The 22,692-nt window shown below is 58.4% G+C and carries 27 protein-coding genes and 5 tRNA genes; 12 read left to right on the top strand and 20 right to left on the bottom strand.

The genetic code is table 11. The annotated features are described in order from the left end of the window. Positions 1-44 precede the first annotated feature (44 nt). Positions 45-566 carry a disulfide bond formation protein DsbB gene (gene dsbB, locus I6L47_RS02035; RefSeq protein ID WP_216948543.1) on the bottom strand — a complete coding sequence of 174 codons (522 nt, stop codon included), beginning with the start codon at positions 564-566 and terminating at the stop codon, positions 45-47. 98 nt (positions 567-664) lie between these two features. Further along, on the bottom strand, positions 665-2,245 hold the full coding sequence (nhaB, locus tag I6L47_RS02040) for a Na(+)/H(+) antiporter NhaB (RefSeq protein ID WP_139433035.1): 1,581 nt from the start codon (positions 2,243-2,245) through the stop codon (positions 665-667). A 333-nt stretch (positions 2,246-2,578) separates the two neighbouring features. On the opposite strand from nhaB, the gene fadR reads away from it, so the two are divergent. The 6 genes from fadR (at position 2,579) to I6L47_RS02070 (ending at position 8,148) form a co-directional block, all read left to right on the top strand. Then, positions 2,579-3,292: a fatty acid metabolism transcriptional regulator FadR gene (fadR, locus tag I6L47_RS02045; RefSeq protein ID WP_026034983.1), complete on the top strand. Its 714-nt coding sequence runs from the start codon at positions 2,579-2,581 to the stop codon at positions 3,290-3,292. A gap of 265 nt (positions 3,293-3,557) precedes the next feature. Beyond that, entirely contained in the window at positions 3,558-3,698 is a 141-nt protein-coding gene (locus I6L47_RS02050) for a TIGR02808 family protein (RefSeq protein WP_005345965.1), read from the top strand. A gap of 188 nt (positions 3,699-3,886) precedes the next feature. Then, entirely contained in the window at positions 3,887-4,444 is a 558-nt protein-coding gene (locus I6L47_RS02055) for a YaeQ family protein (protein ID WP_005336887.1), read from the top strand. Between the two features lie 12 nt (positions 4,445-4,456). Next, positions 4,457-5,341 (top strand): AEC family transporter, encoded by an 885-nt coding sequence (locus tag I6L47_RS02060; protein ID WP_005360972.1) that lies wholly within the window; start codon positions 4,457-4,459, stop codon positions 5,339-5,341. A gap of 223 nt (positions 5,342-5,564) precedes the next feature. Continuing rightward, positions 5,565-6,029, top strand: a complete 465-nt coding sequence (locus tag I6L47_RS02065) for a hypothetical protein (RefSeq protein ID WP_021229454.1) — start codon at positions 5,565-5,567, stop codon at positions 6,027-6,029. 283 nt (positions 6,030-6,312) lie between these two features. Continuing rightward, positions 6,313-8,148, top strand: coding sequence for a sigma 54-interacting transcriptional regulator (locus tag I6L47_RS02070; protein ID WP_216948544.1), 1,836 nt, complete (start codon positions 6,313-6,315; stop codon positions 8,146-8,148). Between the two features lie 169 nt (positions 8,149-8,317). Here the strand turns inward: I6L47_RS02070 and I6L47_RS02075 are convergent. From I6L47_RS02075 to I6L47_RS02105, 7 genes are all read right to left on the bottom strand, one after another. Beyond that, positions 8,318-8,394: transfer RNA gene (locus I6L47_RS02075), tRNA-Val, on the bottom strand. Positions 8,395-8,432: 38 nt separating this feature from the next. Next, positions 8,433-8,509, bottom strand: a tRNA-Val gene (locus I6L47_RS02080). A 34-nt stretch (positions 8,510-8,543) separates the two neighbouring features. Further along, positions 8,544-8,620: transfer RNA gene (locus tag I6L47_RS02085), tRNA-Val, on the bottom strand. 18 nt (positions 8,621-8,638) lie between these two features. Further along, a tRNA-Val gene (locus tag I6L47_RS02090) sits at positions 8,639-8,715 on the bottom strand. A gap of 12 nt (positions 8,716-8,727) precedes the next feature. Continuing rightward, a tRNA-Val gene (locus tag I6L47_RS02095) sits at positions 8,728-8,804 on the bottom strand. A gap of 149 nt (positions 8,805-8,953) precedes the next feature. Then, the gene (locus I6L47_RS02100) at positions 8,954-10,333 is read right to left on the bottom strand and encodes an MATE family efflux transporter (protein ID WP_216948545.1); all 1,380 of its coding nucleotides are present in this window, start codon (positions 10,331-10,333) and stop codon (positions 8,954-8,956) included. 149 nt (positions 10,334-10,482) lie between these two features. Then, complete coding sequence (locus I6L47_RS02105; RefSeq protein ID WP_005336882.1) at positions 10,483-10,689, bottom strand: YaeP family protein; 207 nt, start codon at positions 10,687-10,689, stop codon at positions 10,483-10,485. Between the two features lie 130 nt (positions 10,690-10,819). Here I6L47_RS02105 and I6L47_RS02110 point away from each other — a divergent pair, with 130 nt between their 5' ends. Then, a complete protein-coding gene (locus I6L47_RS02110) occupies positions 10,820-11,722 on the top strand; it encodes a DMT family transporter (protein WP_216948546.1) in 903 nt (300 codons plus the stop codon). Between the two features lie 102 nt (positions 11,723-11,824). Further along, the gene (locus I6L47_RS02115; RefSeq protein ID WP_216949297.1) at positions 11,825-12,442 is read left to right on the top strand and encodes a riboflavin synthase subunit alpha; all 618 of its coding nucleotides are present in this window, start codon (positions 11,825-11,827) and stop codon (positions 12,440-12,442) included. 174 nt (positions 12,443-12,616) lie between these two features. On the opposite strand, the gene I6L47_RS02120 is transcribed toward I6L47_RS02115, so the two are convergent. The 4 genes from I6L47_RS02120 to I6L47_RS02135 all read right to left on the bottom strand — a co-directional run bounded on the left by I6L47_RS02120 (position 12,617) and on the right by I6L47_RS02135 (position 16,032). Then, positions 12,617-12,820 carry a CPXCG motif-containing cysteine-rich protein gene (locus I6L47_RS02120; protein ID WP_203116857.1) on the bottom strand — a complete coding sequence of 68 codons (204 nt, stop codon included), beginning with the start codon at positions 12,818-12,820 and terminating at the stop codon, positions 12,617-12,619. A 271-nt stretch (positions 12,821-13,091) separates the two neighbouring features. Further along, positions 13,092-13,751, bottom strand: a complete 660-nt coding sequence (gene hxpB, locus I6L47_RS02125; protein ID WP_216948547.1) for a hexitol phosphatase HxpB — start codon at positions 13,749-13,751, stop codon at positions 13,092-13,094. Positions 13,752-13,877: 126 nt separating this feature from the next. Next, on the bottom strand, positions 13,878-15,056 hold the full coding sequence (gene purT / locus I6L47_RS02130) for a formate-dependent phosphoribosylglycinamide formyltransferase (protein ID WP_216948548.1): 1,179 nt from the start codon (positions 15,054-15,056) through the stop codon (positions 13,878-13,880). 85 nt (positions 15,057-15,141) lie between these two features. Further along, positions 15,142-16,032, bottom strand: a complete 891-nt coding sequence (locus I6L47_RS02135) for a DMT family transporter (protein WP_064338043.1) — start codon at positions 16,030-16,032, stop codon at positions 15,142-15,144. A 226-nt stretch (positions 16,033-16,258) separates the two neighbouring features. Between I6L47_RS02135 and I6L47_RS02140 the strand changes: the two genes are divergently transcribed. Next, positions 16,259-16,846, top strand: a complete 588-nt coding sequence (locus tag I6L47_RS02140; protein WP_216948549.1) for an FMN-dependent NADH-azoreductase — start codon at positions 16,259-16,261, stop codon at positions 16,844-16,846. Positions 16,847-17,030: 184 nt separating this feature from the next. Here the strand turns inward: I6L47_RS02140 and I6L47_RS02145 are convergent, their stop codons facing one another. The 4 genes from I6L47_RS02145 to I6L47_RS02160 all read right to left on the bottom strand — a co-directional run bounded on the left by I6L47_RS02145 (position 17,031) and on the right by I6L47_RS02160 (position 19,414). Next, a complete protein-coding gene (locus tag I6L47_RS02145) occupies positions 17,031-17,210 on the bottom strand; it encodes a hypothetical protein (RefSeq protein WP_005336860.1) in 180 nt (59 codons plus the stop codon). 163 nt (positions 17,211-17,373) lie between these two features. After that, positions 17,374-17,562, bottom strand: a complete 189-nt coding sequence (locus I6L47_RS02150; protein WP_019445848.1) for a DUF4250 domain-containing protein — start codon at positions 17,560-17,562, stop codon at positions 17,374-17,376. Positions 17,563-17,564: 2 nt separating this feature from the next. Continuing rightward, positions 17,565-18,029, bottom strand: a complete 465-nt coding sequence (locus I6L47_RS02155; RefSeq protein ID WP_005336856.1) for a MarR family winged helix-turn-helix transcriptional regulator — start codon at positions 18,027-18,029, stop codon at positions 17,565-17,567. A 170-nt stretch (positions 18,030-18,199) separates the two neighbouring features. Further along, complete coding sequence (locus I6L47_RS02160) at positions 18,200-19,414, bottom strand: UPF0149 family protein (protein ID WP_216948550.1); 1,215 nt, start codon at positions 19,412-19,414, stop codon at positions 18,200-18,202. 231 nt (positions 19,415-19,645) lie between these two features. Here I6L47_RS02160 and I6L47_RS02165 point away from each other — a divergent pair, with 231 nt between their 5' ends. Both I6L47_RS02165 and I6L47_RS02170 read left to right on the top strand, forming a co-directional pair. Further along, positions 19,646-20,506, top strand: a complete 861-nt coding sequence (locus I6L47_RS02165; protein WP_005336853.1) for a S1 RNA-binding domain-containing protein — start codon at positions 19,646-19,648, stop codon at positions 20,504-20,506. Position 20,507: 1 nt separating this feature from the next. Next, complete coding sequence (locus tag I6L47_RS02170) at positions 20,508-20,819, top strand: DUF1289 domain-containing protein (RefSeq protein WP_021229998.1); 312 nt, start codon at positions 20,508-20,510, stop codon at positions 20,817-20,819. Between the two features lie 55 nt (positions 20,820-20,874). On the opposite strand, the gene I6L47_RS02175 is transcribed toward I6L47_RS02170, so the two are convergent. Beyond that, entirely contained in the window at positions 20,875-21,198 is a 324-nt protein-coding gene (locus I6L47_RS02175) for an HI1450 family dsDNA-mimic protein (RefSeq protein ID WP_005336851.1), read from the bottom strand. A gap of 147 nt (positions 21,199-21,345) precedes the next feature. Between I6L47_RS02175 and I6L47_RS22580 the strand changes: the two genes are divergently transcribed. Beyond that, entirely contained in the window at positions 21,346-21,474 is a 129-nt protein-coding gene (locus tag I6L47_RS22580; RefSeq protein WP_019445852.1) for a hypothetical protein, read from the top strand. A 3-nt stretch (positions 21,475-21,477) separates the two neighbouring features. Here the strand turns inward: I6L47_RS22580 and mtgA are convergent, their stop codons facing one another. Both mtgA and I6L47_RS02185 read right to left on the bottom strand, forming a co-directional pair. Next, entirely contained in the window at positions 21,478-22,269 is a 792-nt protein-coding gene (gene mtgA / locus I6L47_RS02180; protein WP_162517549.1) for a monofunctional biosynthetic peptidoglycan transglycosylase, read from the bottom strand. Further along, positions 22,254-22,580, bottom strand: coding sequence for an HI1450 family dsDNA-mimic protein (locus I6L47_RS02185; protein WP_005352317.1), 327 nt, complete (start codon positions 22,578-22,580; stop codon positions 22,254-22,256). Before I6L47_RS02185 ends, mtgA begins: the two co-directional genes overlap by 16 nt. Between the last annotated feature and the right edge of the window lie 112 nt (positions 22,581-22,692).

Below are 22,692 nucleotides of genomic sequence, written 5' to 3' on the forward strand. Positions count from 1 at the left end.
AGCCATGATGGCTCCCCCTTTTTATCTCCAAGCGGGTATGACACTCAGTTGCAGCAACGCCCTTTCACCAGATTGCCGATGGCCACCACGGTGAAGACCAACAGGTAAGCGGCGAAGATGACAACCAGCCACTGGGGCATGGAGTAACCGAAGAACTGCCAGGTGATCTGGGCACAATCCCCTTCCGGCATAAAAAGCCAGGGGAGCCACTGATCGAGCGGAGCCCAGCTCGGGAAGTCGGCAAACGGGCTGCAGACGTTGAACGGGGAGGGGTTGACCTGATAGTCCACATGCTTGAGGGCCAGCTGGAAGCCGCGGAAGGCACTGTAGCCCCATAGCAACATGGCACTCCAGCGAACATACCACTTATCCGGCGCCACCATGCCGAGCAGACCAGCGGCCAGCACACCCAGGGTCGCCAACCGTTCGTAAACGCACATCACGCACGGGGAGAGGCCCAGCACATGCTGGAAGAAGAGGGCACACAACTCAAGGAACAGGGCTGATGCTGCCAACAGACCCCAGGCCAGCCGATGGGCGACGATACGGCGGAGAAACTCGATCATCTCATTGATCTCTCAGAAAAAACAGTGGCTGAATTAGAGCAGAGCGGGGCAGAAAAGAAAAGGGCCCTGAAAGGGCCCTCGGGTTCAGTTGCTGCGGATTAATGCAGCGCCGGCTGTACCGCTGGCAGCGCACTCTCCATCACCAGCCATCCGTGCTGATAGAACCACTCGGTGGCAGGACCAAGCAGCAATTCGACAGAGAAAAAGCCGATCAGCCCCAGCACCAGGGTGTAGGGCAGCGCCATCCAGACCATGCGGCCATAGGAGAGACGCAGCAGCGGCGCCAATGCCGAAGTGAGCATAAACAGGAAGGCGGCCTGACCATTGGGGGTGGCGACCGACGGCAGGTTGGTACCTGTGTTGATGGCTACCGCCAGCAGATCGAACTGGGCGCGGTCGATGGCACCATTGAGCATGGCCGTCTTCACCTCATTGATGTAGACAGTGCCGACAAAGACGTTGTCACTGACCATGGAGAGCACCCCGTTGGCCAAATAGAAGAGGGCCAGCTGGTTCTCCGGTTTGGCTGCCAGTACCAGCTGGATCACCGGCTTGAACAGCTGCTGATCGATGATGACGGCGACCACGCTGAAGAAGACCGCCAGCAGGGCGGTGAAGGGGAGTGCCTCCTGGAAGGCTTTACCCAGCGAGTGCTCCTCGGTGATCCCGGTCAGGGAGGTGGCCAGCACGATAACCGAGAGGCCAATCAGGCCAACGGCTGCCAGGTGCATGGCCAGGCCGACAATCAGCCAGATCGCAATCAATGCCTGAACGATCAGCTTGGCCTTGTCTTGGGGGCTGCGTTTTGCCTCTTCGTAGCGGTTGTACTCCTCCATGATGGCGCGCACCGTGTCCGGCAGGCGGGCGCCATAGCCAAACCAGCGGAACTGCTCCACCAGCACGCAGGTCAGCAGACCGCAGATAAAGACGGGGACGGTGACGGGGGACATGCGAATGGCAAATTCAGCGAAGTTCCAGCTGGCTTGCTCGCCGATGATGAGGTTTTGCGGCTCGCCCACTAGGGTGCAGACACCACCCAGCGCGGTACCGATGGCGGCATGCATCATCAGGCTGCGCAGGAAGGCACGAAAATCGTCGAGATCCTGGCGATTGAGCTCGGCGACTTCCTTATCATCGGTATGGTCATGGCTGTGACCAAACTCCTTGCCGGACGAGACCTTGTGATAGATGGCATAGAAACCGGTGGCAACACTGATCACCACGGCAATCACGGTCAGGGCATCGAGAAAAGCCGACAGGAAGGCGGAGACCAGACAGAAGGAGAGGGAGAGCAGGATCTTGGAGCGTACACCGATTAGCAACTTGGTGAAGACATAGAGCAGCAGCTGCTTCATGAAATAGATGCCTGCCACCATGAACACCAGCAACAGCAGCACCTCGATATTGGCGACCAGCTCGTGTTTGACCTGATCGGCGGAGGTCATGCCGATCAACACGGCTTCGATCGCGAGCAGACCACCCGGTTGCAGAGGGTAGCACTTGAGGGCCATGGCCAGGGTGAAGATAAACTCAACGACAAGTAACCAGCCCGCAATGAAAGGATCAAGGTGGAAGGCGATCGGATTGATCACCAGAAATAGCAAGATGGCGCTTTTATACCACTGTGGTGCATTGCCCAAGAAGTTCTTGGCGAATGCCTGCCCTAGGCTTATTGGCATGATAATGGGTCTCAACTTTGTTGTTAGGATCTGCTTCTATGCAGTCAAGGATGATTCGACCTGTGCCTCCGGATGTTGGCCTTTATCTGTCTGATTCCTCGTGATTTTAATCAAAAAGCGTGACGATTATAAATGATAGCCGATGGATCTCTGCCCATCTGTCTGTTTTATAACCACCTTGTCGGGGTTGGCTGGCTCCCTCGTGGCGATTAGATACATATTCCCAACACTATATTTGCCATATGTGAGCAGAGGACTGACCTTATGCTTGCCAGCCATCATCGCTTTGATATCATTCGTCAGCCTTTTTACGCATTACAACAGAGTCAATTCATGGTTATAAAAGCGCAGAGCCCAGCTGGGTTTGCCGAGGAATACATCATCGAGTCCATCTGGAACAATCGCTTTCCTCCCGGATCTATTCTGCCCGCCGAGCGTGAATTATCCGAGTTGATCGGGGTGACGCGGACTACCTTGCGCGAAGTGCTGCAGCGACTGGCCCGTGATGGCTGGTTGACCATACAGCATGGCAAGCCGACCAAGGTGAACAATTTCTGGGAAACCTCCGGCCTCAATATTCTGGAGACGTTGGCTCGTCTGGATCAGGACAAAGTACCTGATCTGATAGCTCAGCTGCTCTCCGCCCGTACCCATATCTGCACCATCTTTATCCGCGGGGCGATCCGCCACAATCCGGAACAGGCCGCCGAGATCCTGCGTGGCGCCGATGGGGTCGAGAACAACGCCCAGGCTTATGCCGAGTTCGATTATCGCCTGCACCACCAGCTGGCGTTTGCTTCCGGCAATCCGATCTACGCTTTGATCCTGAACGGTTTCAAAGGGTTGTACAGCCGGGTCGGCAGCTACTACTTCTCCGACAAGCAGGCCCGCGAGACCGCAGACGCCTACTACAAGACCCTGCTCAATCTGGCGGAGACCAAGAACCACGAAGCCGTGTTCATGACGGTGCGTCAGTACGGTATCGAGTCCGGCAAGCTGTGGACCCGCCTGCGTCAGGACATGCCAAGCGATCTGTGCGACAACTGATCCCTTGCCTGTGCTGTCCAAGAAACGCGCCATCCGGCGCGTTTTTTTATTCTGCCGTGTTTGTGTCTATCCTTGATTGGTGGTGGTAATTGCTTGAACTGCATGGATATTTGGCCAAAAAGCTTGATCCAGCGCAAATGAACCCTGCATTTATCACTTTGGTGGCATAGGACCCAACCGCTGATTGAGGTCAAATGGAGGCATCAAGAGCGGAGCCAATATCCGCCAGAAGGAACACACCTTTCACCGGATGAAGGACACAACAATGAGTCTTCTTGAACACACCATCTGGACAGTACTGGGATATGGGGCCATGCCCTTTATCTTTCTGAGCGGATTCGTGGCGGTGGCAGTGACCTGTTGCATGCTGCTGAATGCGTTCGGGGTACAGTCCGCCGAGAAGTGAGTCGCTTCTCCATGCCGCCAAATGCCAGTCTTCGGACTGGCATTTGTTTTTTGTGTCTTTTAAAGCACTTATCCCGGCAGGGAAGGGGAAATCTTTGGTCAGGATGGTCGAACCTGCCGCCGATTTTGATTACACTGGCGCCCGTATTTCCCACTCACCCTTCTCTTATCAGGTGTTCAAGGTTTTCTATGGCTCTCAAGGCAACCGTATTCAAGGCCCAGATCAGTTTGTCTGATATGGATCGCAATCTGTATCAGGACTTCTCCCTCACGCTGGCGCGCCACCCCTCCGAAACCGATGAGCGGATGATGATCCGGCTGGCGGCCTTTGCCTGGCACGCTGCCGAGCGACTGGAATTCACCAAGGGATTGAGCGCCGATGATGAACCCGAGCTCTGGTGCAAGAACTACTCGGACGAAATAGAGCTCTGGATCGAGCTGGGCCAACCCGATGAAAAACGGCTGAAAAAGGCCTGTAACCGCGCCCGTCAGGTGGTGCTCTATCTCTACGGTGGTCGTGGCACCAGCGTTTGGTGGAAGCAGAACCAGGGCAAGCTGAGCCAGCATGACAACCTCAGCATCATCGAACTCTCCGACAGCCAGACTCTGCCGCTCACCGCCATGGTCGAGCGTACCATGCAGCTCACTTGCACCATTTCCGATGGTCAGCTCTGGGTCAGTAACGGCGCACTGGAAGTGACGCTGGATCCGGTAGTGCTGATGGGCAAACCGGCCCGCGAACTGTAACGGACGCCGCCCATGTTCAGCGCCCTGCTCAATATCGTCATTCCGGTGTTCGGTGTGGTCGGGCTCGGCGCCCTCTATGGTCGATTGCGACCGGGGGCCGCGCTCGGTTACGTCAATCGGGCCAATATCGAGCTGTTTACCCCGGCGCTGGTCTTCTCCGCGCTGGTCAAGTATCCGCTGGCGCTGGCGGAGCATATGCCGCTGATTGCGGCGGGGGCGCTGGTTATTCTGTTACCCGGTCTGCTGCTCGCACTGCTCAAACTCAAAGGAATTGAGCGGGCAGCCCTGATCTTGCCCGCCATGTTCCGAAATACCGGCAATCTTGGTATCCCCTTGATGGTGCTGGCGTTTGGCGAGCAGCAACTGGGGGCCATCGTGATCCTCTTTGTGCTCTCCAATCTGCTGCACTTCTCGGTCGGTATGTTTATTCTCTCGGCCAATACCTCCCGCTGGCTGTGGCTGCGCAGCCCTGTGTTGTGGGCCGCACTGGCCGGTTTGCTGGTGGCCAACCTGCACATTACGCTGCCGGAATATGTGGTGACCACGGCCTCGCTGCTCGGCCAGATCTCGGTGCCCCTGATGCTCTTTGCGCTGGGCATTCGCCTGATGGAGGGAGAGCTCGATCACCTGGGCCTCGCGCTCAAGTGCAACCTGCTCTATCTGCTGGCGGGGGGATTGTCGCTACTGCTGGCGATCTGGCTGTTGCCCCTCAAGACGGAGTGGATCCCGCTGTTGATGTTGTCGGTTTCCTTGCCACCTGCGGTCTTGAATTACATGCTCTGCGAGCAGTATCACTGTCAGCCGGACAAGGTGGCCAGTATCGTGCTCGGCGGTAATGCCCTCTCCGTGCTGGTGATCCCGCTGGCGGTCTGGTTGGCACTTCATCTGCCCGGCTAAGCCAGATTGCATCGGTGCGGCGGTGCAACTCACTGTTCAATTGCTTGATCGAACCAAGTCACAGTAGTTCGCATCTCATCCATGTCATCTCTATTCATCATTGCCTCCGTGATATATCTGTCGTCCCCCTATCCAACCCTGAGCCCCGGGCCTAACGGCGACAGCTATAGTATGAAAAAGAGCTGACTGACACTGTTTAACCAATGCCAGTGAGGGAAACCGGATGGGCACAAGTGAGCAATCTGATCCTGTGGGGCAGGCAAAATCGCGCTATGACCCGGCATTGCCTACCGGTTATGACTGGCGCAGACACCGCCGTTTTATCCTCAGTGGCGGTGGTTACAAGGCAGAATGCAGCCGTCGCAACTGGTTTTTGGAGTTGCTCAACCCGGTGCCCTATGTGGTAGTGCGCGACATAGCCATCGGCGGCATCGGTATTCTGGGGGCCATACGGTTGAAAGAGGGGGATGAGCTGGTGATTGCCATTCCCTCTGGCGAGAAACTGCGCGGTCTGGTCGTGAGATCCCAGCCAGACCCACTCTTTCCCAAACTCTATCGCACCGGTATTCGTCTGCATCGTTATCCAACGGCCGAGCTGTTTGCCCGCTGGCAAAGTTACATTCAGCCGCAAGATAAAGCGGATTTCGACCATGAGTGCCAAGTCTTGAAACAGGTACGCGGCGCGTGAGCCAGATGCCATTTCAGTGGCTGTTTTCCCCACCTTCAGCATGATTTGTCGATGGATTCCGCAGATCAGCAGGCTTGGCTGTCCCGAGTGGTTTATCTTGCTGCATGTGTTTTCATCTTCATGTTTTTATTGAATTTTATCTGTGCCTCTGAAGTCACGGAGGATACGGATCATTTTCCCTTTTCGTGATCCCCCCCGAAGTAGTTCCCCCTGATATCCCTTAGTATCTGGCCAGCATGACTCCCTTTCGGGGGAGGATAACAAGAACAAAAAGGAATGATGGATGAGATCCGTGAGCAACCAGTGTCTGTTGATGCAGATCCAGCCGACCATCTTGCGCTTTGCCAAGATGCTGGCGAGTGTGCTGCAGCTTGAGGTCGAAATTGTGGATGCCGATATGGTTCGGGTGGCTGGCACCGGGCCCTATGGCAAGTTCTTCGGACGTCAGCTGGAGGGCGACTCCCGCCTGCTGCGCTATGTGATTGATAACCAGCGGGAGAAGATCGTTACCCACACCAGCGATGATCCGGTGTGTGACGGTTGTACCTGCAAGGAGAGCTGCCGTGAGCGCGCCTTCCTCGGGGTGCCCATCATGGTGGACGAGCGCTGCATCGGCGTGATCAGTCTGGTGGCCTTCAGCGACGAGCAGCAGGCGCGCCTCAACAACAATCTGCAGGATGTGTGCGACTATGTGCGCCACATTTCCACCATCTTTGTGGCCAAGTTGCTCGATTCGCGCGGGTTGTCGGACGGGGTCAACAAGGTGTTCCTCAATCTGATGACCAACATGGATCAGGGCTGCCTGCTGCTCGATGACAAGAGTCAACTGCTCTACGCCAACGAGGCGGCGCTCCATCATCTGGGTTGCCAGCAGGAACAGCTGCAGGGGCGCGAAGTGGGGATCCGCCCGCTCACCTTCACCCAACAGGGGCTGAGTGGTCATCTTCAGCACATCATCACCTTTGAAGGTCGTCAGGAGCTGATCATCGGCCAGCTACATCATGTGCAGGGGCAGCAGCTCTTTCTGATGGCCTTTCACCAGTCACACTCCGGTCAGGTTCAGGAGCCGGATCCGGATGTGCGGATCGATCAGCTGATCGGCGAGAGCAAGCCGATGCGCACCCTCAAGCGACTGCTGCACCGCATCGCCCAGAGCCCCTCCAGCGTGCTGATTTGTGGCGAGAGCGGCACCGGTAAAGAGGTGGTGGCCCGCGCTGTCCATCGCCTGAGTCCCCGTCAGGACAAGCCTTTTATTGCCATCAACTGTGCCGCCATTCCCGAACAACTGCTGGAGAGCGAGCTGTTTGGCTATGTGAAGGGCTCCTTTACCGGTGCTTCCAGCGGTGGCAAGCAGGGCCTGATCCAGGCAGCCCATCAGGGCACCCTGTTCCTTGACGAGATTGGCGACATGCCGCTCACCATGCAGGCCAAGCTGCTGCGGGTGCTGGAGCTGCGGGAGGTGACCCCCATCGGGGCCAGCCGACCGGTGCCGGTGGATATTCGCATCATCGCCGCCACTCACCAGCATCTCGATCAATACATCGCCGAGGGGAAGTTTCGTGAAGATCTCTACTACCGCATCAACGTCATCCCCCTCAACCTGCCGCCACTGCGGGAGCGGGAAGGGGACGTGGAGCTGCTGACCCACTACTTTCTCAACCTGCACACCAGCCGCATTGGCATCGTCTATCCCGGTCTGGCACCCGAGGTGATGGCGCTGCTCAAGGGGTATCGCTGGCCGGGCAACGTGCGCGAGCTCAGCAACCTCATCGAATATCTGGTCAACGTCAGCCAGGCGGGCGAGGTGATTGACGCCAGCCTGCTGCCCCCCAACATCATCCGCAATCAGGAGCCCCATCGTGTGGCGGCCCAGTCGATCCCGGTGACCAATCTGGATGCGGCGTTCAATGTGCCTGCCACAGCTCCACTCGCCGCCACGCCGGAGAAACTGCCTGAGCCCGTTCCGGGTGAGAGCGGCCTTGAGAGCATGGAAAAACAGATGATAGAAGAGACCCTGCAGCGGCTTGGCAACAAAAAACTGGCCGCACAGGCGCTGGGGATTGGGATTGCCACCCTCTATCGCAAGATAAAGAAGTACGAGATTGCCGTGCAGAGCTGAGGCGCTGGCGGCATCTATCCGGCCCGTGTCGTTTATCAGACGACACGGGCTTTTTATGGGAACAAGGCTCTGCGCCATTGCCGAATTGTGCTGAACGGATTGGCGGGGCAGGGGAGTGGCTAAATGGCAGAATGCAAAAAGCCCGCTCGATGAGCGGGCTTTTTTAATCTGGTGCGTCCTAGTGGATTCGAACCACCGACCCCCACCATGTCAAGGTGATGCTCTAACCAGCTGAGCTAAGGACGCAGGGTGCGCAATGCGACTTTTATTTCTTTATGCAGAAGTGGTGGGTTTAATTGGATTCGAACCAACGACCCCTACCATGTCAAGGTAGTGCTCTAACCAACTGAGCTATAAACCCACATCTGGAATATCTGCAAAGTTTTGAAACTGAATGGTGCGTCCTAGTGGATTCGAACCACCGACCCCCACCATGTCAAGGTGATGCTCTAACCAGCTGAGCTAAGGACGCATAATCAGTATTCTGTAATGGTGCGTCCTAGTGGATTCGAACCACCGACCCCCACCATGTCAAGGTGGTGCTCTAACCAGCTGAGCTAAGGACGCATCACAGAAAGGTGGTGGGTTTAATTGGATTCGAACCAACGACCCCTACCATGTCAAGGTAGTGCTCTAACCAACTGAGCTATAAACCCACTTTCTCACGCCAGCGCTGCTGACGTGGTCGGCATACTACCCATGCCCCCCAAGGCTGTCAACAGGCCATATGCACAAAGGAGACTGTTTGCCCAGTTCTTGCGCAGCCTGTTGATTTTGCAGGCGAGTTGTCGCTTGCCAAGCCCTGTTACTGGGCTCGCGACAGGCTAGTGCAGGCCTCCGGAGTGGCAAAACGGCCATAGATGTAGCGCAATCTCGCCCCCAGCATCAGGGCCGCACTGGTGAGGCCGACGATAAAGCCGATCCAGAAACCCTGCGGCCCCATCCGTGGCACCAGCCAGTCGGTGAGACCCAGGATCATGCCGGTGGGCAGCCCCAGTCCCCAGTAGGCGACGATGGTGACGTAGAAGATCGCCTGGGTATCCTTGTAACCGCGCAGCGCGGCGGCCGCGACCACCTGCACCGAGTCGGAGATTTGATAGATGGCGGCGAAGAACAGCAAAATGGCCGCCAGGACGATCACCTGCTGATCATCGGTATAGATGGAGGCGATCTGTTCGCGCAGCAGCACCGTCATGGCCGCAGTGGCAGCAGCGATGGCCATCCCCAGCATCAAGCCGGTGCGAGCAGCTACCCGGGCGTGATGGGGCTGCCCTTCACCGATGCTGTGGCCAACCCGGATGGTGACACCCACCCCGATGGAGAGGGGCAGCATAAACACCAGGCTGGAGAAGTTCAGCGCAATCTGGTGACTCGCCACCGTCTCGGCACCGAAGGGGGCCAGCATCAGGGCCACCACGGTAAACAGGGTCACCTCGCAGAAGATCGCCATGGCGATGGGGAAGCCCAAGCGAAACAGTCGCCAGATCCGGCTGCCGTTGGGGCGAGCCAGCTGGGAGAAGAGGTGGATCTCGGTGAAGTGACGTGAGAGCTTCACATAGAGGATCATCGCCAGCAGCATGGCCCACAGCACGATTGCCGTGGCCACGCCACAACCCACCCCGCCCAGTTTCGGCATGCCGAAGTGGCCGTGAATGAAGATGTAGTTGGCGGGAATATTGACCGCCAGCCCGACAAAGCCGATCACCATGGTGGGCATGGTGTGGGAGAGCCCCTCACTGAAGTTGCGCAGCACCTGGAACAGCACGAACGCAGGCAGACCCCACAGGATGGCATGCAGATAGCCAGTGGTCTTGGCCGCCATTACCGGCTCCACATCCATGAACTGCAACGCCAGCGGGCTGTAATAAAGCGCAATCATCGCCAGCGGGGTGACGATCAGAGCCAGCCAGAAACCCTGATGAACGGCCGGGCGAATTGCCTCTCGTTTACGGGCGCCATTGAGCTGGGAGACGATGGGGGTGAGCGCCATGATGATCCCCTGCACCAGCAGGATCACCGGTAGCCAGAAGCTGGACGCCACCGACACGGCGGCCAGATCGACCGCACTCACCTGACCCGCCATCACGGTATCGACGAAGTTCATGGCGACCTGGGCGACCTGGGCGACCAGAATGGGGCTGGCTAGACGGACGAGCTGCTTCGCCTCGGACCAATAACGTTGCACTGACACCTCCGAGTGGATCAGATAAGAGTAAAAAAGAGCGGAAATCGGGAAGAGCCTTTGCACTTTCGGACGAAAGTGCAAAGGGTGGGGGAGGCATTCTAGCCTGAAATTCAGCCAGGACGAAATAGTTGCCACCCCAAGGGGCAGGATCAGGCGTCTTCGTGATCGCTGATCAGCAGGTTGGCGGCAGCATAGGCAGCCTGTTCACGCAGCTCGGCGGGTACCCGCTCATCGGCGGCGACCGCGTTGAGGGCGCGGATAGTAGCGGCGATGGCGTTTGGCACATAGCCCTGCTCGCCGGAGCCAATCTGGTTATAGGCGATACGGATCGCTTCACAGCACTCATAAACCATCATGATTTGCTTCCTTGAAAGTAAAAAGGCGAGCAAATATAGCGGTTTTGCTCCCATTTTGTCAGTCTCGCGGTTGTAATTTGCGGCAAGCCCGTTAGTTTGGTTACCCCCTTTTCCTGTTTCGGCCTCTTTGATGCTGTTCTCTTCGCGCAACTCACTGGCGATCTTTCTGACGCTGTTTGCACTTCTCGCCCTGACGCTTAAGGATGGCGCGGACAAATATCTGGTACTCCATGGCTACTCCGTGATGGAGATGGTCTGGTTTCGCTTCTTTGTTCCTTTCCTCGGTCTGCTGCTGTTGTTGCCAAGGCGCACCATGTCGGCGCTGCTGGCGGTGGATCGCTGGCTATTGTTGCGCTCGCTGCTGTTTCTGGTCTGTGCGCTGGTCTCGGTGATTGCGCTGGCCCATGTGCCGCTCAACGTCTACACCATCATTTGCCAGCTCGGTTCGCTGGCCTTCGTGGTGGCGGGCGTGCTCTTTTTCAGGGAGCGTCTGACCCGGGCCAAGGTGGCGGCCGTGCTGTTGGGGTTGTTTGGCGTGCTGGTGGTGACCCATCCCGACGGGGGCGACGCGAACCTCTACTATCTGCTGCCACTGGTCATTGTACTGGCCAACACCGGCTACAACCTCATCACCAAGCTGGTGGATCCACGTTTGACCACCCTCGATATCCTGATCGTCACCTGCTTCATGCTGGGGATGGTGGCAATGGTCGCACTCTGCTGGCAGCCTGCATTGTGGCGCTTCCCTGGGCTTGCCGACTGGCCCTATCTGCTGGCGCTACCGGTGGTGACCTTGCTCTCCCAATATTGCCTTATCAAGGCGATGCAGTATGCGCAGGCCTCTACTCTGGCGCCCTTCTTCTATTTCCAGATCTTTTTTTCTACCCTCTGCGGCTATCTGATGTTTGGTGAAATGCCGACCCTCAGTAGTATGGCGGGGTGTCTACTCATTGTGCTGGCTGGCATAGTGGTCATCCATTCCCAGCGCCGGGCTCGTGTGCTGGCGCGGTCTGAGGCGGCGGAGCAGGTGTGACAGTTTGTACGAAACGAATTGTGTAAAAACGGATTATGTAAAAGAAGCGGCCACAGGCCGCGATAAAAAACAGAGCGTGTTACCAGAAACAAAGAGGTGATGATGTTTACCGGAATTGTGCAAGGTGTGGCCGAGCTGGTCGCCATGGAAGAGAGTGCTTCATTTCGTACCCACGTGATCCGCATGCCCAGCCGGGAGTGGGGGGAAGGGCTGGCCCTCGGCGCCTCAGTCGCTCACAACGGCTGCTGCCTGACCGTTACCCGGGTCGAGGGGGAGCTGGTCAGCTTCGATCTGATGCAGGAGACCCTGCGCCTGACCAACCTCGGCAAGCTGCAGGTGGGGGACAAGGTCAATGTGGAGCGGGCTGCCCGCTTTGGTGACGAGATCGGCGGTCATGCCATGTCAGGCCATATCATCGGCATGGCAGAGGTTACCTCGGTGATCGACACCCCCAACAACCGTCAGGTGTGGTATCGCCTTGCTCCCGAGCTGATGAAATATGTGCTGACCAAGGGGTACATCGGCATCGACGGCATCAGCCTGACCATCGGCGAGGTGCGCGAGCGGGAGTTTTGCGTCCACCTGATCCCCGAGACCCTGGCCCGCACCAACCTGGGTTGGGTCAAGGCTGGCTGGCAGACCAATATCGAGATCGATCCCCAGACTCAGGCCATCGTCGATACGGTGGAGCGGGTACTGGCGGCGCGCACGGGTAACTGAAAGGAAACGGCTCGGTGTCAATCCCCCCATAAACAAGGGCCTGCAGTGTGCAGGCCCTTGTTATTTACATGGTGAAAATATCCACTCAACTTTCTATGGCTCGCAGTCACAACATCTGCTCAGCTCTTTGCGACTTGCAGGCAAAACAGTTGCTCGGCCTTTTGTGACTCGTAATCAAAACAGTTGCTCGTCGTCTGCATCCACAAACAGCTGCAAGCAGTCGCGGGTTTCGTCGCGGTGAAGCCGCAGGTGGATCGGATTGCAACAGGCCATGCAATCTTCGTAAAACTCCTGATCACCTTGGCTGGCATCCAGCTCGACTCGGGTATGGTGGCCACAGTGAGGGCAGACGATGCGCTTGCTGGTGTACTCGATCATGATAACCTCCTCGGGCCCTGAGGCCGCCTTTCTACCCTGATTCTAGTCGGGCTGCTGGGGGTTAACCGCGAGCAAACGCACGTTTATGACAGAGATCAAGCCTGAGGGATGGCAAGGTGAAACCGGCTGGACTGGTCGTGTGCGATAAGCACAATCCGGTTGTGATTGACGGGTGAAAAGAGGGGAATTGTCAACGGTTGTTTGGCAATAACAGGGGGCTGGAGCCCCCTGCGGATATGAGAACGCGAGCGCAGCAAGGCGCCGATAGGCGCTATTTGACCCAGCTGGCCAACATGTCGGCATTGAGTTCGGCCAGCGAGCCGAGCTGGTAGTTGGCGATGGCCAAGCGTGGGTCGCCCACTAAAGCGGGATCCGGCACGATCAGCGCTGTCATGGAGGCCGCCTTGGCCGCCAGCAGGCCGGTAAAGCTGTCTTCGATGGCCAGACAATGAACCGGCTCTACCCCCAGTTTCTCGGCGGCGTGGATATAGACATCCGGGTGCGGTTTGCCGAAACGCTCCACCTCTGCGGAGTGCACCGCCATAAAGCGATCGCGAATGCCGAGTTTGCCGAGCACCGCTTCTACCATCGCAAAGGGGGAAGAGGTGGCCAGACCCACTTTCAGGCCGCGGGCCTCGATAAGGTCGAGCGCCTCCAGCACACCGGCTTTGGCCTCACCTTCGGAGAGGATCAGGGCGTTGACCCGATCCAGAATGCGCTGTACCACCTCTTCCTGAGTTGGGCCGCTCCACGGGCGCAGGCGATACCAGTGGGCAACCAGCTGATCGATGCGCACGCCGATGGTCGATTCACAATCCTCGACGGTGTGGGGGTGACCCAGTTCGGAGAAAACGGCGATCTGGGCCCGTTGCCAAAAGGGTTCCGAGTCGATCAGAACACCATCCATATCGAAGATCACGGCAGCTAACATCTTGTACTCCTGACAAATTTGAAGAGGAGATTATAAGCCTGACGGGGAAATGCAAAAGGGGCATTGCCATGCCCCTTGCGCCCGATCACATCGGCAAACGTTTGTTTTGTTATGGCAAAAAAGCCCTTAGAACAGTACATCGACCTTGGCGGCCACGGCTTTGGCTTTCTCTACCGCATCTTGGCAATCCTCTGCGCGGGCCAGCGCCACGCCAAGACGGCGGCGACCGGCGATCTCCGGCTTGCCAAATAGCCGCAGCTGGGCGCCCGGCACCAGCGCCAATGCCTCACCAATTCCCTGATAGCGGATATCCTGGCTGTGCCCTTCGCGCAGTACCACGGCAGAGGCGCTCGGCCCGTACTGGGTGATGGTGCCGACCGGCAGCCCCAGAATGGCGCGCACGTGCAGGGCGAACTCGGAGAGATCTTGCGAGATCAGGGTTACCATGCCGGTATCGTGGGGACGCGGCGATACTTCGCTGAACCACACCTCATCGCCCCTGATAAAGAGCTCGACTCCGAACAGGCCGTAACCACCGAGCGCCTCGACCACCTTGGCCGCTACCTCTTTGGAGCGGGCCAGCGCCAGTTCGCTCATCACCTGTGGCTGCCAGGATTCACGGTAGTCGCCATCTTCCTGCCGGTGGCCGATAGGGTCGCAGAAGTGAATGCCATCGACGGCGCGTACCGTGAGCAGGGTGATCTCGTACTCAAAGGGAACGAAGCCCTCGACGATCACCTTGCCACGACCGGCGCGGCCACCCTCCTGGGCGTAGGTCCAGCTCTCATCCAGCTTGGCGAGATCGCGCAGCACGCTCTGTCCCTTGCCGGACGAACTCATCACAGGTTTCACCACGCAGGGCAGGCCGATGGCTTCAACTGCGGCGACAAACTCCTCCTTGCTCTGGGCAAAGCGGTAGGGGGAGGTGGGCAGACCCAGCGTCTCGGCGGCGAGGCGGCGGATCCCTTCCCGGTTCATGGTGAGCTGGGTAGCGCGGGCGTTGGGCACTACCTTGACCCCTTCTTGCTCAAGGGCAGCCAGCGTATCGGTGGCGATGGCCTCGATCTCGGGGATGATGAGGTCGGGTTTGATCTCGGCAACCAGGGCACGCAGGGCGTTGCCATCGAGCATGTCCAGCACGTGGGCAGCGTGCGCCACCTGCATGGCGGGGGCATTGGGGTAGCGGTCGGCGGCGATCACTTCGATCCCGAAGCGTTGCAACTCGATGGCGACCTCCTTGCCAAGTTCGCCGGAGCCCAGCAGCAGGGCACGGGTGGCGCCGGGGCGGGTTGCGGTTCCAAACATACGATCTCTCCTGATGTCGATGGTCATTATTGATGATCGCTATTACACAAATAGCGGACAAAAAAAGAGGCACGCATGGCGTACCTCAGGAAACGGGTTTGTGAGCGCGCTGCTCCAAATGGGTCAGCAAGGTAATGGCGCCAATGATGATAGCGGCGCCAAGCCACAGACGGCCGGGGGGCGCCCAGCCAAATACCAGCCAGCCCGCTAGCACGTTCATCGGCAGCTTGGCAAAATCGAAAGGTTGTACGAAGGAGGCCTCCGCCACGCTGTAGGCGCGCGCGATGGACATCTGGGCCAGTGCCGTCAATACGCCGGAAGCGGCTACCAGCAGCCACTGGCTCTCGCTTGGCCACTGCCACTCCGGTAGGGCCAGCATGACGTTGAACGGGGTACTGAAGATAAGCAGATACACCACTATGGTGTGGGATGATTCGTTGGCCGCCTGATAGCGTACCATCAGGGAGTAGCCGGCCCAGAACAGCGCCGCTGCCACCGGCAGCAGAGATGCCCAGTTGAACTCGTCAGTCCAGGGGGCGAGGATCAGCATGGCGCCGGCAAAGCCCGCCAGGGTGGCCAGAATGCGGGGGCGGCTCACCTGCTCCTTGAGCAGCAGGGCGGAGCCCAGGGTGGCAAACAGCGGTGAGGTCATCAGCAGGGCGATCCCCTGCCAGATGGGGACGGGGTACGCCAGTGCCCAGAGCCAGAGCTGGATGCCGATCACCGCCAGCAATACCCGCAACAGGTGCAACCGGAACTGATTGGTCATCAGGGATTGGCGCAGGCCATGGCGGACCAGCCAGGGCAGCAGGCAGATCAGGGCGATCAGGTATTGATGGAAAGCGACCTGAGTCGATGGGAGGCCAAGCTTGAAGCTGACATACTGGCTCAGGCTGTTGACGGCGGCGAAGCAGAGTCCTGCCACCATCATCCAGACTGCACCGGCCAAAGGAGAGTGCCTGCGCGAGGGTATCATGGGATCCGGGTCGCTGGAAAAAAGTGCGGCGGATCATAACGGCAATCGTTTGTTCTGCCAAGGGTTGAAGCGCGGTCGCAAGGCTGGCTGGCGAGGAAGTGGCATTGCATCAAAAAATTTGAACAAGTTGAGCATCTATTTTCGCTATCAGCAAATAAGCACAATGTTTAGAGTGACCTCCATCGACAGCAACGCTGTTCAACCGACAACCAAATGGAGTTTCACCATGGCCAATATCCTCGTACTCAAATCCAGCATCCTGGGTCAATATTCCCAATCCAACGCCCTGATCGACGGCTTCCTGGCTGACCATCAGGATGATGTCGTCACCGTGCGTGATCTGGCAGCACTCAACCTGCCGGTGCTGGATGGCGAGCTGGCCTCCGGCCTGCGCGGTGGTGATAACCTCAATGAGCGTCAGTTGGCGGTGATCGCCCAGTCCGACGAGCTGATCGCCGAACTCAAAGCGAGCGACTTGGTGGTAATTGCGGCCCCCATGTACAACTTCAACATCCCGACCCAGCTGAAAAACTGGATCGATCTGGTGGCTCGCGCTGGCGTCACCTTCCGCTATACCGAGACCGGTCCGGTCGGTATGGTTGAAAATACCCGTGCGCTGGTGATCAGCCCCCGTGGCGGCATGCACGTTGGCAGCGCCACCGATCTGGTCACTCCCTACATGCGTACCGTGCTCAGTTTCATCGGTATCAAAGAGGTAGATTTCATCTACGCCGAAGGGATGGGAATGGGTCCGGATGCCCAGAGCAAGGGGATGGAAGCGGCCAAAGCGCAGCTTGAGGCTCTGGCTATCTAAGGGCTCTCTCTATAAGGGCTATCTATCCCGTCAGGGGTTATCTCTCTCTAGGGGTTGCCCCGCGAGATACAAGAACGCAGCCATCAGGCTGCGTTTGTTTTTGGGCTAGATATGATTGCGACAGATGTTGCTGCTACAGAGAGTATCGCGGCAAGCGGTCGGTATAGACGCTCTGGCGGAGTCACTACTCCATCATAAAGCGGCGACAACCGCGTACCAGCAGCAGCGCCACCGCGACCAGCAGGCCAAGCAAGAGGGTGGTCAGCCACTGTTCGGTACTTTGCGGCAAGTGGGGCGTGAAGAGGCTGATCATCAACAGGGTACAGAGCGTGATCAACAGGCTCTGTCGGGTCATCAATATCATGGGGTCATCCTTGGTTTGCTCACCTGAAACGATTTTAATGCCCTCTTGTGACAGGGTGATGTATCCGTGCATCACTCTGTTGGGGCTCTTCAGACCATATCAGGTTTTTACCGCAGAGCCAGCGCCATCACTGGCGCTGTGATCCCGATCCCGCTAGCTCTCTTTATCTGAACTGTTTCTGCGCTGGCTGGTAGTGAAAATCGCCGCTGGCGAGCCGCGCTTCCAGTGCAGCCTGATCGATCTCCTGCGCCTTGCAGAGATCATCCAGATCGTCATAGCGATCACGCAGCTGCATATTGACGACGCTCAGCAGCATGTTGATGTCCATGGTGGCGAACTTTTTCAAATCCATGATTATTTCTCCCGATCCAGTGATTGCAGCTGCTCGATGGCGGCGCTGACGCTGTGCAGATGCTGGCGGATCGCCTCGCGGGATTCGCTCGGCAGATAGTCGGTCAGGGTGTGTTGCCAGCTGCCCGCTTCACTCTTGAGCTGCAGGAAGAGGGCGAGCCCGGCATTGGTGAGGGAGACCAGGCTGATGCGTTTGTCCTGCTCGCTGCTCTCGGTAAAGATGATCCCTTTTTCGACCAGACGGCGGATCTCGCGGGAGATGCGCACCTTGTCCATGCCGCTCGCCTCGACCAGCTCTTTCTGGCTGATGGGGTAGTTGGGGCCGAGCACCATCATCAGGCGCCATTGCGGCACGGTCAGCTGGTAGCGCTGTTCATAAAACTGTTCGAAGGTATCCCGTAGCATCTCGGCGGCATGTACCAACTGATAGGGCGGGTAGTGAGCGAGTAACGCTATGATTTTTGACATATTACACCCTGCTGTGACGGCTGCATCAGATGCAGTTTCTTTTGATACTTTGACATTGATGATACGAAACTCAAGCTGATTTGTCTGACCCGGTTGCGATGAAATGTGCGGTGGCGCACGCCCTCAAGGAAAAACCGGGTCTGACCGACGGGATTTTAAGCCAACGCTGTTCAGCCTTTACGCAACCAGATGAGGGCGTTCTGCTTGAGCCAGGCCTCGCGAGTGTGGATAGCGTAGAGCGCGGCCTCGTCGCGGCTGCCCGCTTGCCAGCTTTGTGGCTCCTGTTTGGGCAGCTTGCGCTGACCCAGCAGGCAGGCCGGAATGTGCGGATTGGCCTCGATGGCGACCAGCAGATGGGGCTTGGCTGCCTCGGCACCCTCGGTGGCAAAGACCATCAGCGCCTTGTTGTAGAGCAACCAGCTGGAAGCTTCATCAAAGCGCACCAGCAGGGCGGCCAGCGTCTGCCAATCCCCTTGCAGTGCATAGAGGGTGGAGAGGTTGTAGCGGCAACCCAGCTCATCGGCCACGCAGAGTGTCAGCAGCGCCAGATACTCCGCTTTGGCCTCGCCCAGCTTGCCAAGGCGCAGCAGGCAGTCGGCGCGGCCGGCTCTGGCAGCCAGCAGAGGACGCAGCTCGGGGGCACTCCAGCCGTGGCCGGCGATTTGCTGCCAGAAGACTTCATCAAACAGCGGAGTGGCATCGGCGATGATCTTCTCGAACCAGCCGAGGCGGGCCTGATGATCGCGGCTGCTGTCGGCCAGTTCGAACCAGGTCTGCCACTGTTGGGCCTGCTCGCCATTGAGGGCCACATCAGCGCTGGGGGCGGCCTGGTACTGGTCGAGGTTGAGCAACTGGTTGAGGGCGGTTTTCATATTCTGGCGCTGTCGTTTGCAGAACTCGACAAAGGGGAGTTCGCTGGCGGCAGCGCTATAGAGCATCTGGGCCATCTGCTTGTCGCGAAACAGGCTCAGCTCGGCGGCCAGACTGAAGCGGTACTGGGTGGTCGGGTCGTTCAAATCCTTCGGCTTGGGCCAGGTGGCAAAACCCATGCTGAAGCCATAACACCATTGACCGAGGGGGTGGCTCTGTTCGAACACCTGCTCGGGGTTATCGCTGGGCAGGCGGCACTGGCTGGGCAGGGCCAGCTGGGCGTTGTCGGCTTGGGATTCCAGCTCGGCGATCAGGTGGTTGAGGGCTTCTGCGCTTTTTTCATCCAACTCGGCATCCTGTTCCAGCAGACCAACCAGCGGGCGTTGCCAGTCAGGGCTTTCCGGCCCCACCAGACGAGCACAGAGAAAACCGTGCAGGGCCGGGTAGGTCATGTCCTGATCGCTGTGGCTCTGGATCCATTGATTAAGATGGCGGGTACGAGTGGATGGGTTCATCGACAGTTCCTCTGGATTTGAACAGCCGCGAAGTCTACCTAAAAGTGGGGTTATTTGCAGCAAATGGCCGCCTGTTTGGCGATTTAATCACCATTGGCGGATAAGATAGGGGCGAAAGGGCGGCTCGTGGTGGCTTGGGGACTAGGCCGGATCACCGCTCTTGAGGTAACATGCGCGCCCATAGGGGCCATGTTCAGTTGGCCCATCCGGGTAATGAAAAAAGAGAGCACCATGATACAGATTGGCAAGATGAACACCCTCACCGTTGTTGAACTCGAAGACCGTGGCGCCTGGCTTGCGGCCGATGAGTACGGTGAACTGCTGCTGCCCAAGCGTCAACTGCCGGAAGGGGTGAAAGAGGGGGATAGCGTGCAGGTCTTCCTCTATCTGGATGCCGATTGCGAGCCGGTGATCACCACCGACAAGCCATTTGCCATGGTGGACGAATTTGCCGGTCTGAAAGTGGTCAATGCCAACAAGATTGGTGCCTTCCTCGACTGGGGCATGAAAAAGGATCTGTTTGTGCCCAGCCGCGAGCAGAACAAGCCGATGCAGGTGGGCCACGTTTATCTGGTGCGTCTGCAACTGGATAACGAAGGGCGCATGGTCGGCACCAGCCGCATCGAGCGTTTCCTGACCCCGGCCGGCAGCAACTTCAAGGTTGGTGACGAAGTGACCGCGCTACCGGGGGAGCACTCGCCCCTTGGCATCAAGGTGATCGTCAACGGTCAGTATCCCGGCATGCTGTTCAAGAACGAAGTGTTTGGCCGAGTGATGACCGGTCGGCCGCAAACCGCCTGGGTCAAGCAGGTGCGCGAGGATGGCAAGCTCGACCTGACCCTGCAAAAGCCGGGTCTTGCGCGGGTTGATGACGCTGGTGAGCGCATTCTGAGCCGGATGAAAAAGCAGGGCGGCAGTCTGGCGGTGGGTGACAAGAGCGAACCCGAGCTCATCTACAAGCTGTTCAGCATGAGCAAGGGTACCTTCAAGAAGGCGATCGGCGGCCTCTACAAGCAGGGCAAGATCGTCATCGAAGATAACGCCATCACTCTGGTGGCCACAGAGACCGACTCGGCCGTGGATAGCGAATAAGATGCCGAGTCCCTGTGTTGGCCTCTGCAAGGCGAAAGACGGGCTTTGCCTTGGTTGTGGCCGCACCCTGAGCGAGATCGGCCACTGGTCGGCGATGGATAGCAAGGCCCAGCTGGCGGTGATGGCCGAGCTGAATGGCTCGAAAAGCACCCACCGCTGCCCGGGTTGTGGTGAACCGGCCTATTGCGCCGTCTCTGCCGGTCAGACCATTGCGCAGTGCTGGTGCAGCCAGTTGCCGGTATTGCCGATGCAGGAGGCCAGCGCTTGCTGGTGCCGCCGCTGTCTGGCCAAAGCCATCGCGGCGCAGGATTAGCAGAGAACAGCAATAAGAGTGCACAGAAACAAGAAAGGCGCCGATGGCGCCTTTTTTATGCCTGCTGCTGGCGATGCCAGCGCACATGGACTTGATCTTCGGTCAGCAGACGGGGCAGCAGGAAGGTGGCGAAGATCACCTCAAACTCATCCTGATGATCCAGTAAACCGACCCACACTTCGACCCAGCGCTCCATATCGACCGGCTCACCCAGCTCGGTCGACCAGTCGGCATTGGGCAGGGTCGCCTCCACGGCGCCACGCTGCTCAAACTCCAGGGTGATGTCGACTATTTGTTCGGGGGCCAGCATATCGGCGGCCTGCTCAAGAAACTGATCATAGGCCCATTCGACCAGCTGATCCGGGGTACGCTGTTCCATGAAATCACTCCAGATACATCGAGGTTCGCTACTGTAACAATTATTGACTGTGGCGGCCAGACCAGTACGCCGGGCGTGGCTGGCCTGTCCAAGTTGCCGTTGGGGGAGTATGGTTAAGGCGCGGATCATCTGGCAGGGAGTGAGGGGATGAAGCAGCGGGGACGGCGGCAACAGATCAAGCGACGGCGCGAGGCCTGGTGGTGGCACTATCTGCCGCTTCACCGCGAGACGGTGGGCGGCCATCTGGGCCCACCGGAGAAACCCGATGAGCCCTGAGGGTCAGTCGGCCTGATGCACCCGATTGAGGGTGATCTGGCCCAGTTGCCCCATTTGGCGGCGGATCCAGACCGAGCGCTTCTGCACATAGGGTGAAGGGGGCTTGACCCGATAACGCCACGGATTGGGCAGGGCGGCGGCCAGCAGGGATGACTCGTAGCGGGTCAAGCGGCTGGCCGGTTTGCCAAAGTAGGTGCGGGCGGCGGCTTCGGCGCCATAGATGCCGGGGCCGAACTCCACGATATTGAGATAGACCTCGAGAATGCGGGCCTTGTCCCAGCCCAGCTCCATCAGCAGGGTAAACCAGGCCTCCAGCCCCTTGCGCAGGAAGCTGCGATCACTCCACATAAAGAGGTTCTTGGCGGTCTGCTGGCTGAGGGTGCTGGCACCGCGCACCCGTTCGCTGTGCTGGTTGTGCTTGAGGGCCGCGTTGATGGCATCCATGTCAAAGCCGTTGTGATCGGCAAAGCGCTGATCCTCGGCGGCAATCACCGCCAGTTGCAGCTCCTTGGAGATGGACTCCAGATCTACCCATTGATGGCGCACCTGGGTGATCTTGGCGGGCGGAAAGAGGGCCCGCTCGATACGCCAGCTCCACATCGGCGGATCGATAAAACGTAGCAAGGCGACCGAGCCGACCGAGCAGAGCAGCCCGGCCAGCGCGATCTTGCCTGCCCACCTCAACACCCGGCGCCCAAACGATGCAGATGCGCGCACTGGGGCCACGGCGTCAGGGCCAGACTCCCACTGATAGTGGCTGGGATCATCGGGATCCGGAATTATTGGGGCAGCCATTCGATGTGGCAGAACTTCTCGTCAACACGGCGGGAGAGCAGCATGCGGGCAAACAGATGCTCATACTCTTGTTCTTCATTGCCAAGGCCAACCCAGATTTCGGCATAGTCGGTATCGCTCACCGCAAATCCCACGTCCGCTTCCCAGTCATCGGCCGGGTCGGTTTCGGCCAGCAGGCCGCGGTCGTTGAACTCCTGATTGAAGCGGGCGATCTCCTGCTCCGGCAGGTTGTCAGAGGCCAGCTCCATAAAGAGTTCGAGGGCGGTATCGAGCAGTTCCTCGACGCTGTGCATTTCGTCATTCATAGACATAAGCGGTCTGTTCCAGAAAAGAGAAAAAGGTGCCAGCGCAGATCACTGCCTGCGGGGCGGCGCTATTCTAGCGGTCGGCAGGCCCCTTGGCGAGATGAGGCGAGCCGCTGTG

The sequence above is a fragment of the Aeromonas sp. FDAARGOS 1417 genome (genome assembly GCF_019046985.1).
Taxonomy (GTDB): Bacteria; Pseudomonadota; Gammaproteobacteria; order Enterobacterales; family Aeromonadaceae; genus Aeromonas; species Aeromonas veronii.

Excerpts from the sequence above, each read along its gene's own strand:
- dsbB (WP_216948543.1), bottom strand. The coding sequence starts at position 566 with ATGATCGAGTTTCTCCGCCGTATCGTCGCCCATCGGCTGGCCTGGGGT.
- nhaB (WP_139433035.1), bottom strand. The coding sequence starts at position 2,245 with ATGCCAATAAGCCTAGGGCAGGCATTCGCCAAGAACTTCTTGGGCAAT.
- fadR (WP_026034983.1), top strand. The coding sequence starts at position 2,579 with ATGGTTATAAAAGCGCAGAGCCCAGCTGGGTTTGCCGAGGAATACATC.
- I6L47_RS02050 (WP_005345965.1), top strand. The coding sequence starts at position 3,558 with ATGAGTCTTCTTGAACACACCATCTGGACAGTACTGGGATATGGGGCC.
- I6L47_RS02055 (WP_005336887.1), top strand. The coding sequence starts at position 3,887 with ATGGCTCTCAAGGCAACCGTATTCAAGGCCCAGATCAGTTTGTCTGAT.
- I6L47_RS02060 (WP_005360972.1), top strand. The coding sequence starts at position 4,457 with ATGTTCAGCGCCCTGCTCAATATCGTCATTCCGGTGTTCGGTGTGGTC.
- I6L47_RS02065 (WP_021229454.1), top strand. The coding sequence starts at position 5,565 with ATGGGCACAAGTGAGCAATCTGATCCTGTGGGGCAGGCAAAATCGCGC.
- I6L47_RS02070 (WP_216948544.1), top strand. The coding sequence starts at position 6,313 with ATGAGATCCGTGAGCAACCAGTGTCTGTTGATGCAGATCCAGCCGACC.
- I6L47_RS02105 (WP_005336882.1), bottom strand. The coding sequence starts at position 10,689 with ATGATGGTTTATGAGTGCTGTGAAGCGATCCGTATCGCCTATAACCAG.
- I6L47_RS02110 (WP_216948546.1), top strand. The coding sequence starts at position 10,820 with ATGCTGTTCTCTTCGCGCAACTCACTGGCGATCTTTCTGACGCTGTTT.
- I6L47_RS02115 (WP_216949297.1), top strand. The coding sequence starts at position 11,825 with ATGTTTACCGGAATTGTGCAAGGTGTGGCCGAGCTGGTCGCCATGGAA.
- I6L47_RS02120 (WP_203116857.1), bottom strand. The coding sequence starts at position 12,820 with ATGATCGAGTACACCAGCAAGCGCATCGTCTGCCCTCACTGTGGCCAC.
- hxpB (WP_216948547.1), bottom strand. The coding sequence starts at position 13,751 with ATGTTAGCTGCCGTGATCTTCGATATGGATGGTGTTCTGATCGACTCG.
- purT (WP_216948548.1), bottom strand. The coding sequence starts at position 15,056 with ATGTTTGGAACCGCAACCCGCCCCGGCGCCACCCGTGCCCTGCTGCTG.
- I6L47_RS02135 (WP_064338043.1), bottom strand. The coding sequence starts at position 16,032 with ATGATACCCTCGCGCAGGCACTCTCCTTTGGCCGGTGCAGTCTGGATG.
- I6L47_RS02140 (WP_216948549.1), top strand. The coding sequence starts at position 16,259 with ATGGCCAATATCCTCGTACTCAAATCCAGCATCCTGGGTCAATATTCC.
- I6L47_RS02145 (WP_005336860.1), bottom strand. The coding sequence starts at position 17,210 with ATGATATTGATGACCCGACAGAGCCTGTTGATCACGCTCTGTACCCTG.
- I6L47_RS02150 (WP_019445848.1), bottom strand. The coding sequence starts at position 17,562 with ATGGATTTGAAAAAGTTCGCCACCATGGACATCAACATGCTGCTGAGC.
- I6L47_RS02155 (WP_005336856.1), bottom strand. The coding sequence starts at position 18,029 with ATGTCAAAAATCATAGCGTTACTCGCTCACTACCCGCCCTATCAGTTG.
- I6L47_RS02160 (WP_216948550.1), bottom strand. The coding sequence starts at position 19,414 with ATGAACCCATCCACTCGTACCCGCCATCTTAATCAATGGATCCAGAGC.
- I6L47_RS02165 (WP_005336853.1), top strand. The coding sequence starts at position 19,646 with ATGATACAGATTGGCAAGATGAACACCCTCACCGTTGTTGAACTCGAA.
- I6L47_RS02170 (WP_021229998.1), top strand. The coding sequence starts at position 20,508 with ATGCCGAGTCCCTGTGTTGGCCTCTGCAAGGCGAAAGACGGGCTTTGC.
- I6L47_RS02175 (WP_005336851.1), bottom strand. The coding sequence starts at position 21,198 with ATGGAACAGCGTACCCCGGATCAGCTGGTCGAATGGGCCTATGATCAG.
- I6L47_RS22580 (WP_019445852.1), top strand. The coding sequence starts at position 21,346 with ATGAAGCAGCGGGGACGGCGGCAACAGATCAAGCGACGGCGCGAGGCC.
- mtgA (WP_162517549.1), bottom strand. The coding sequence starts at position 22,269 with ATGGCTGCCCCAATAATTCCGGATCCCGATGATCCCAGCCACTATCAG.
- I6L47_RS02185 (WP_005352317.1), bottom strand. The coding sequence starts at position 22,580 with ATGTCTATGAATGACGAAATGCACAGCGTCGAGGAACTGCTCGATACC.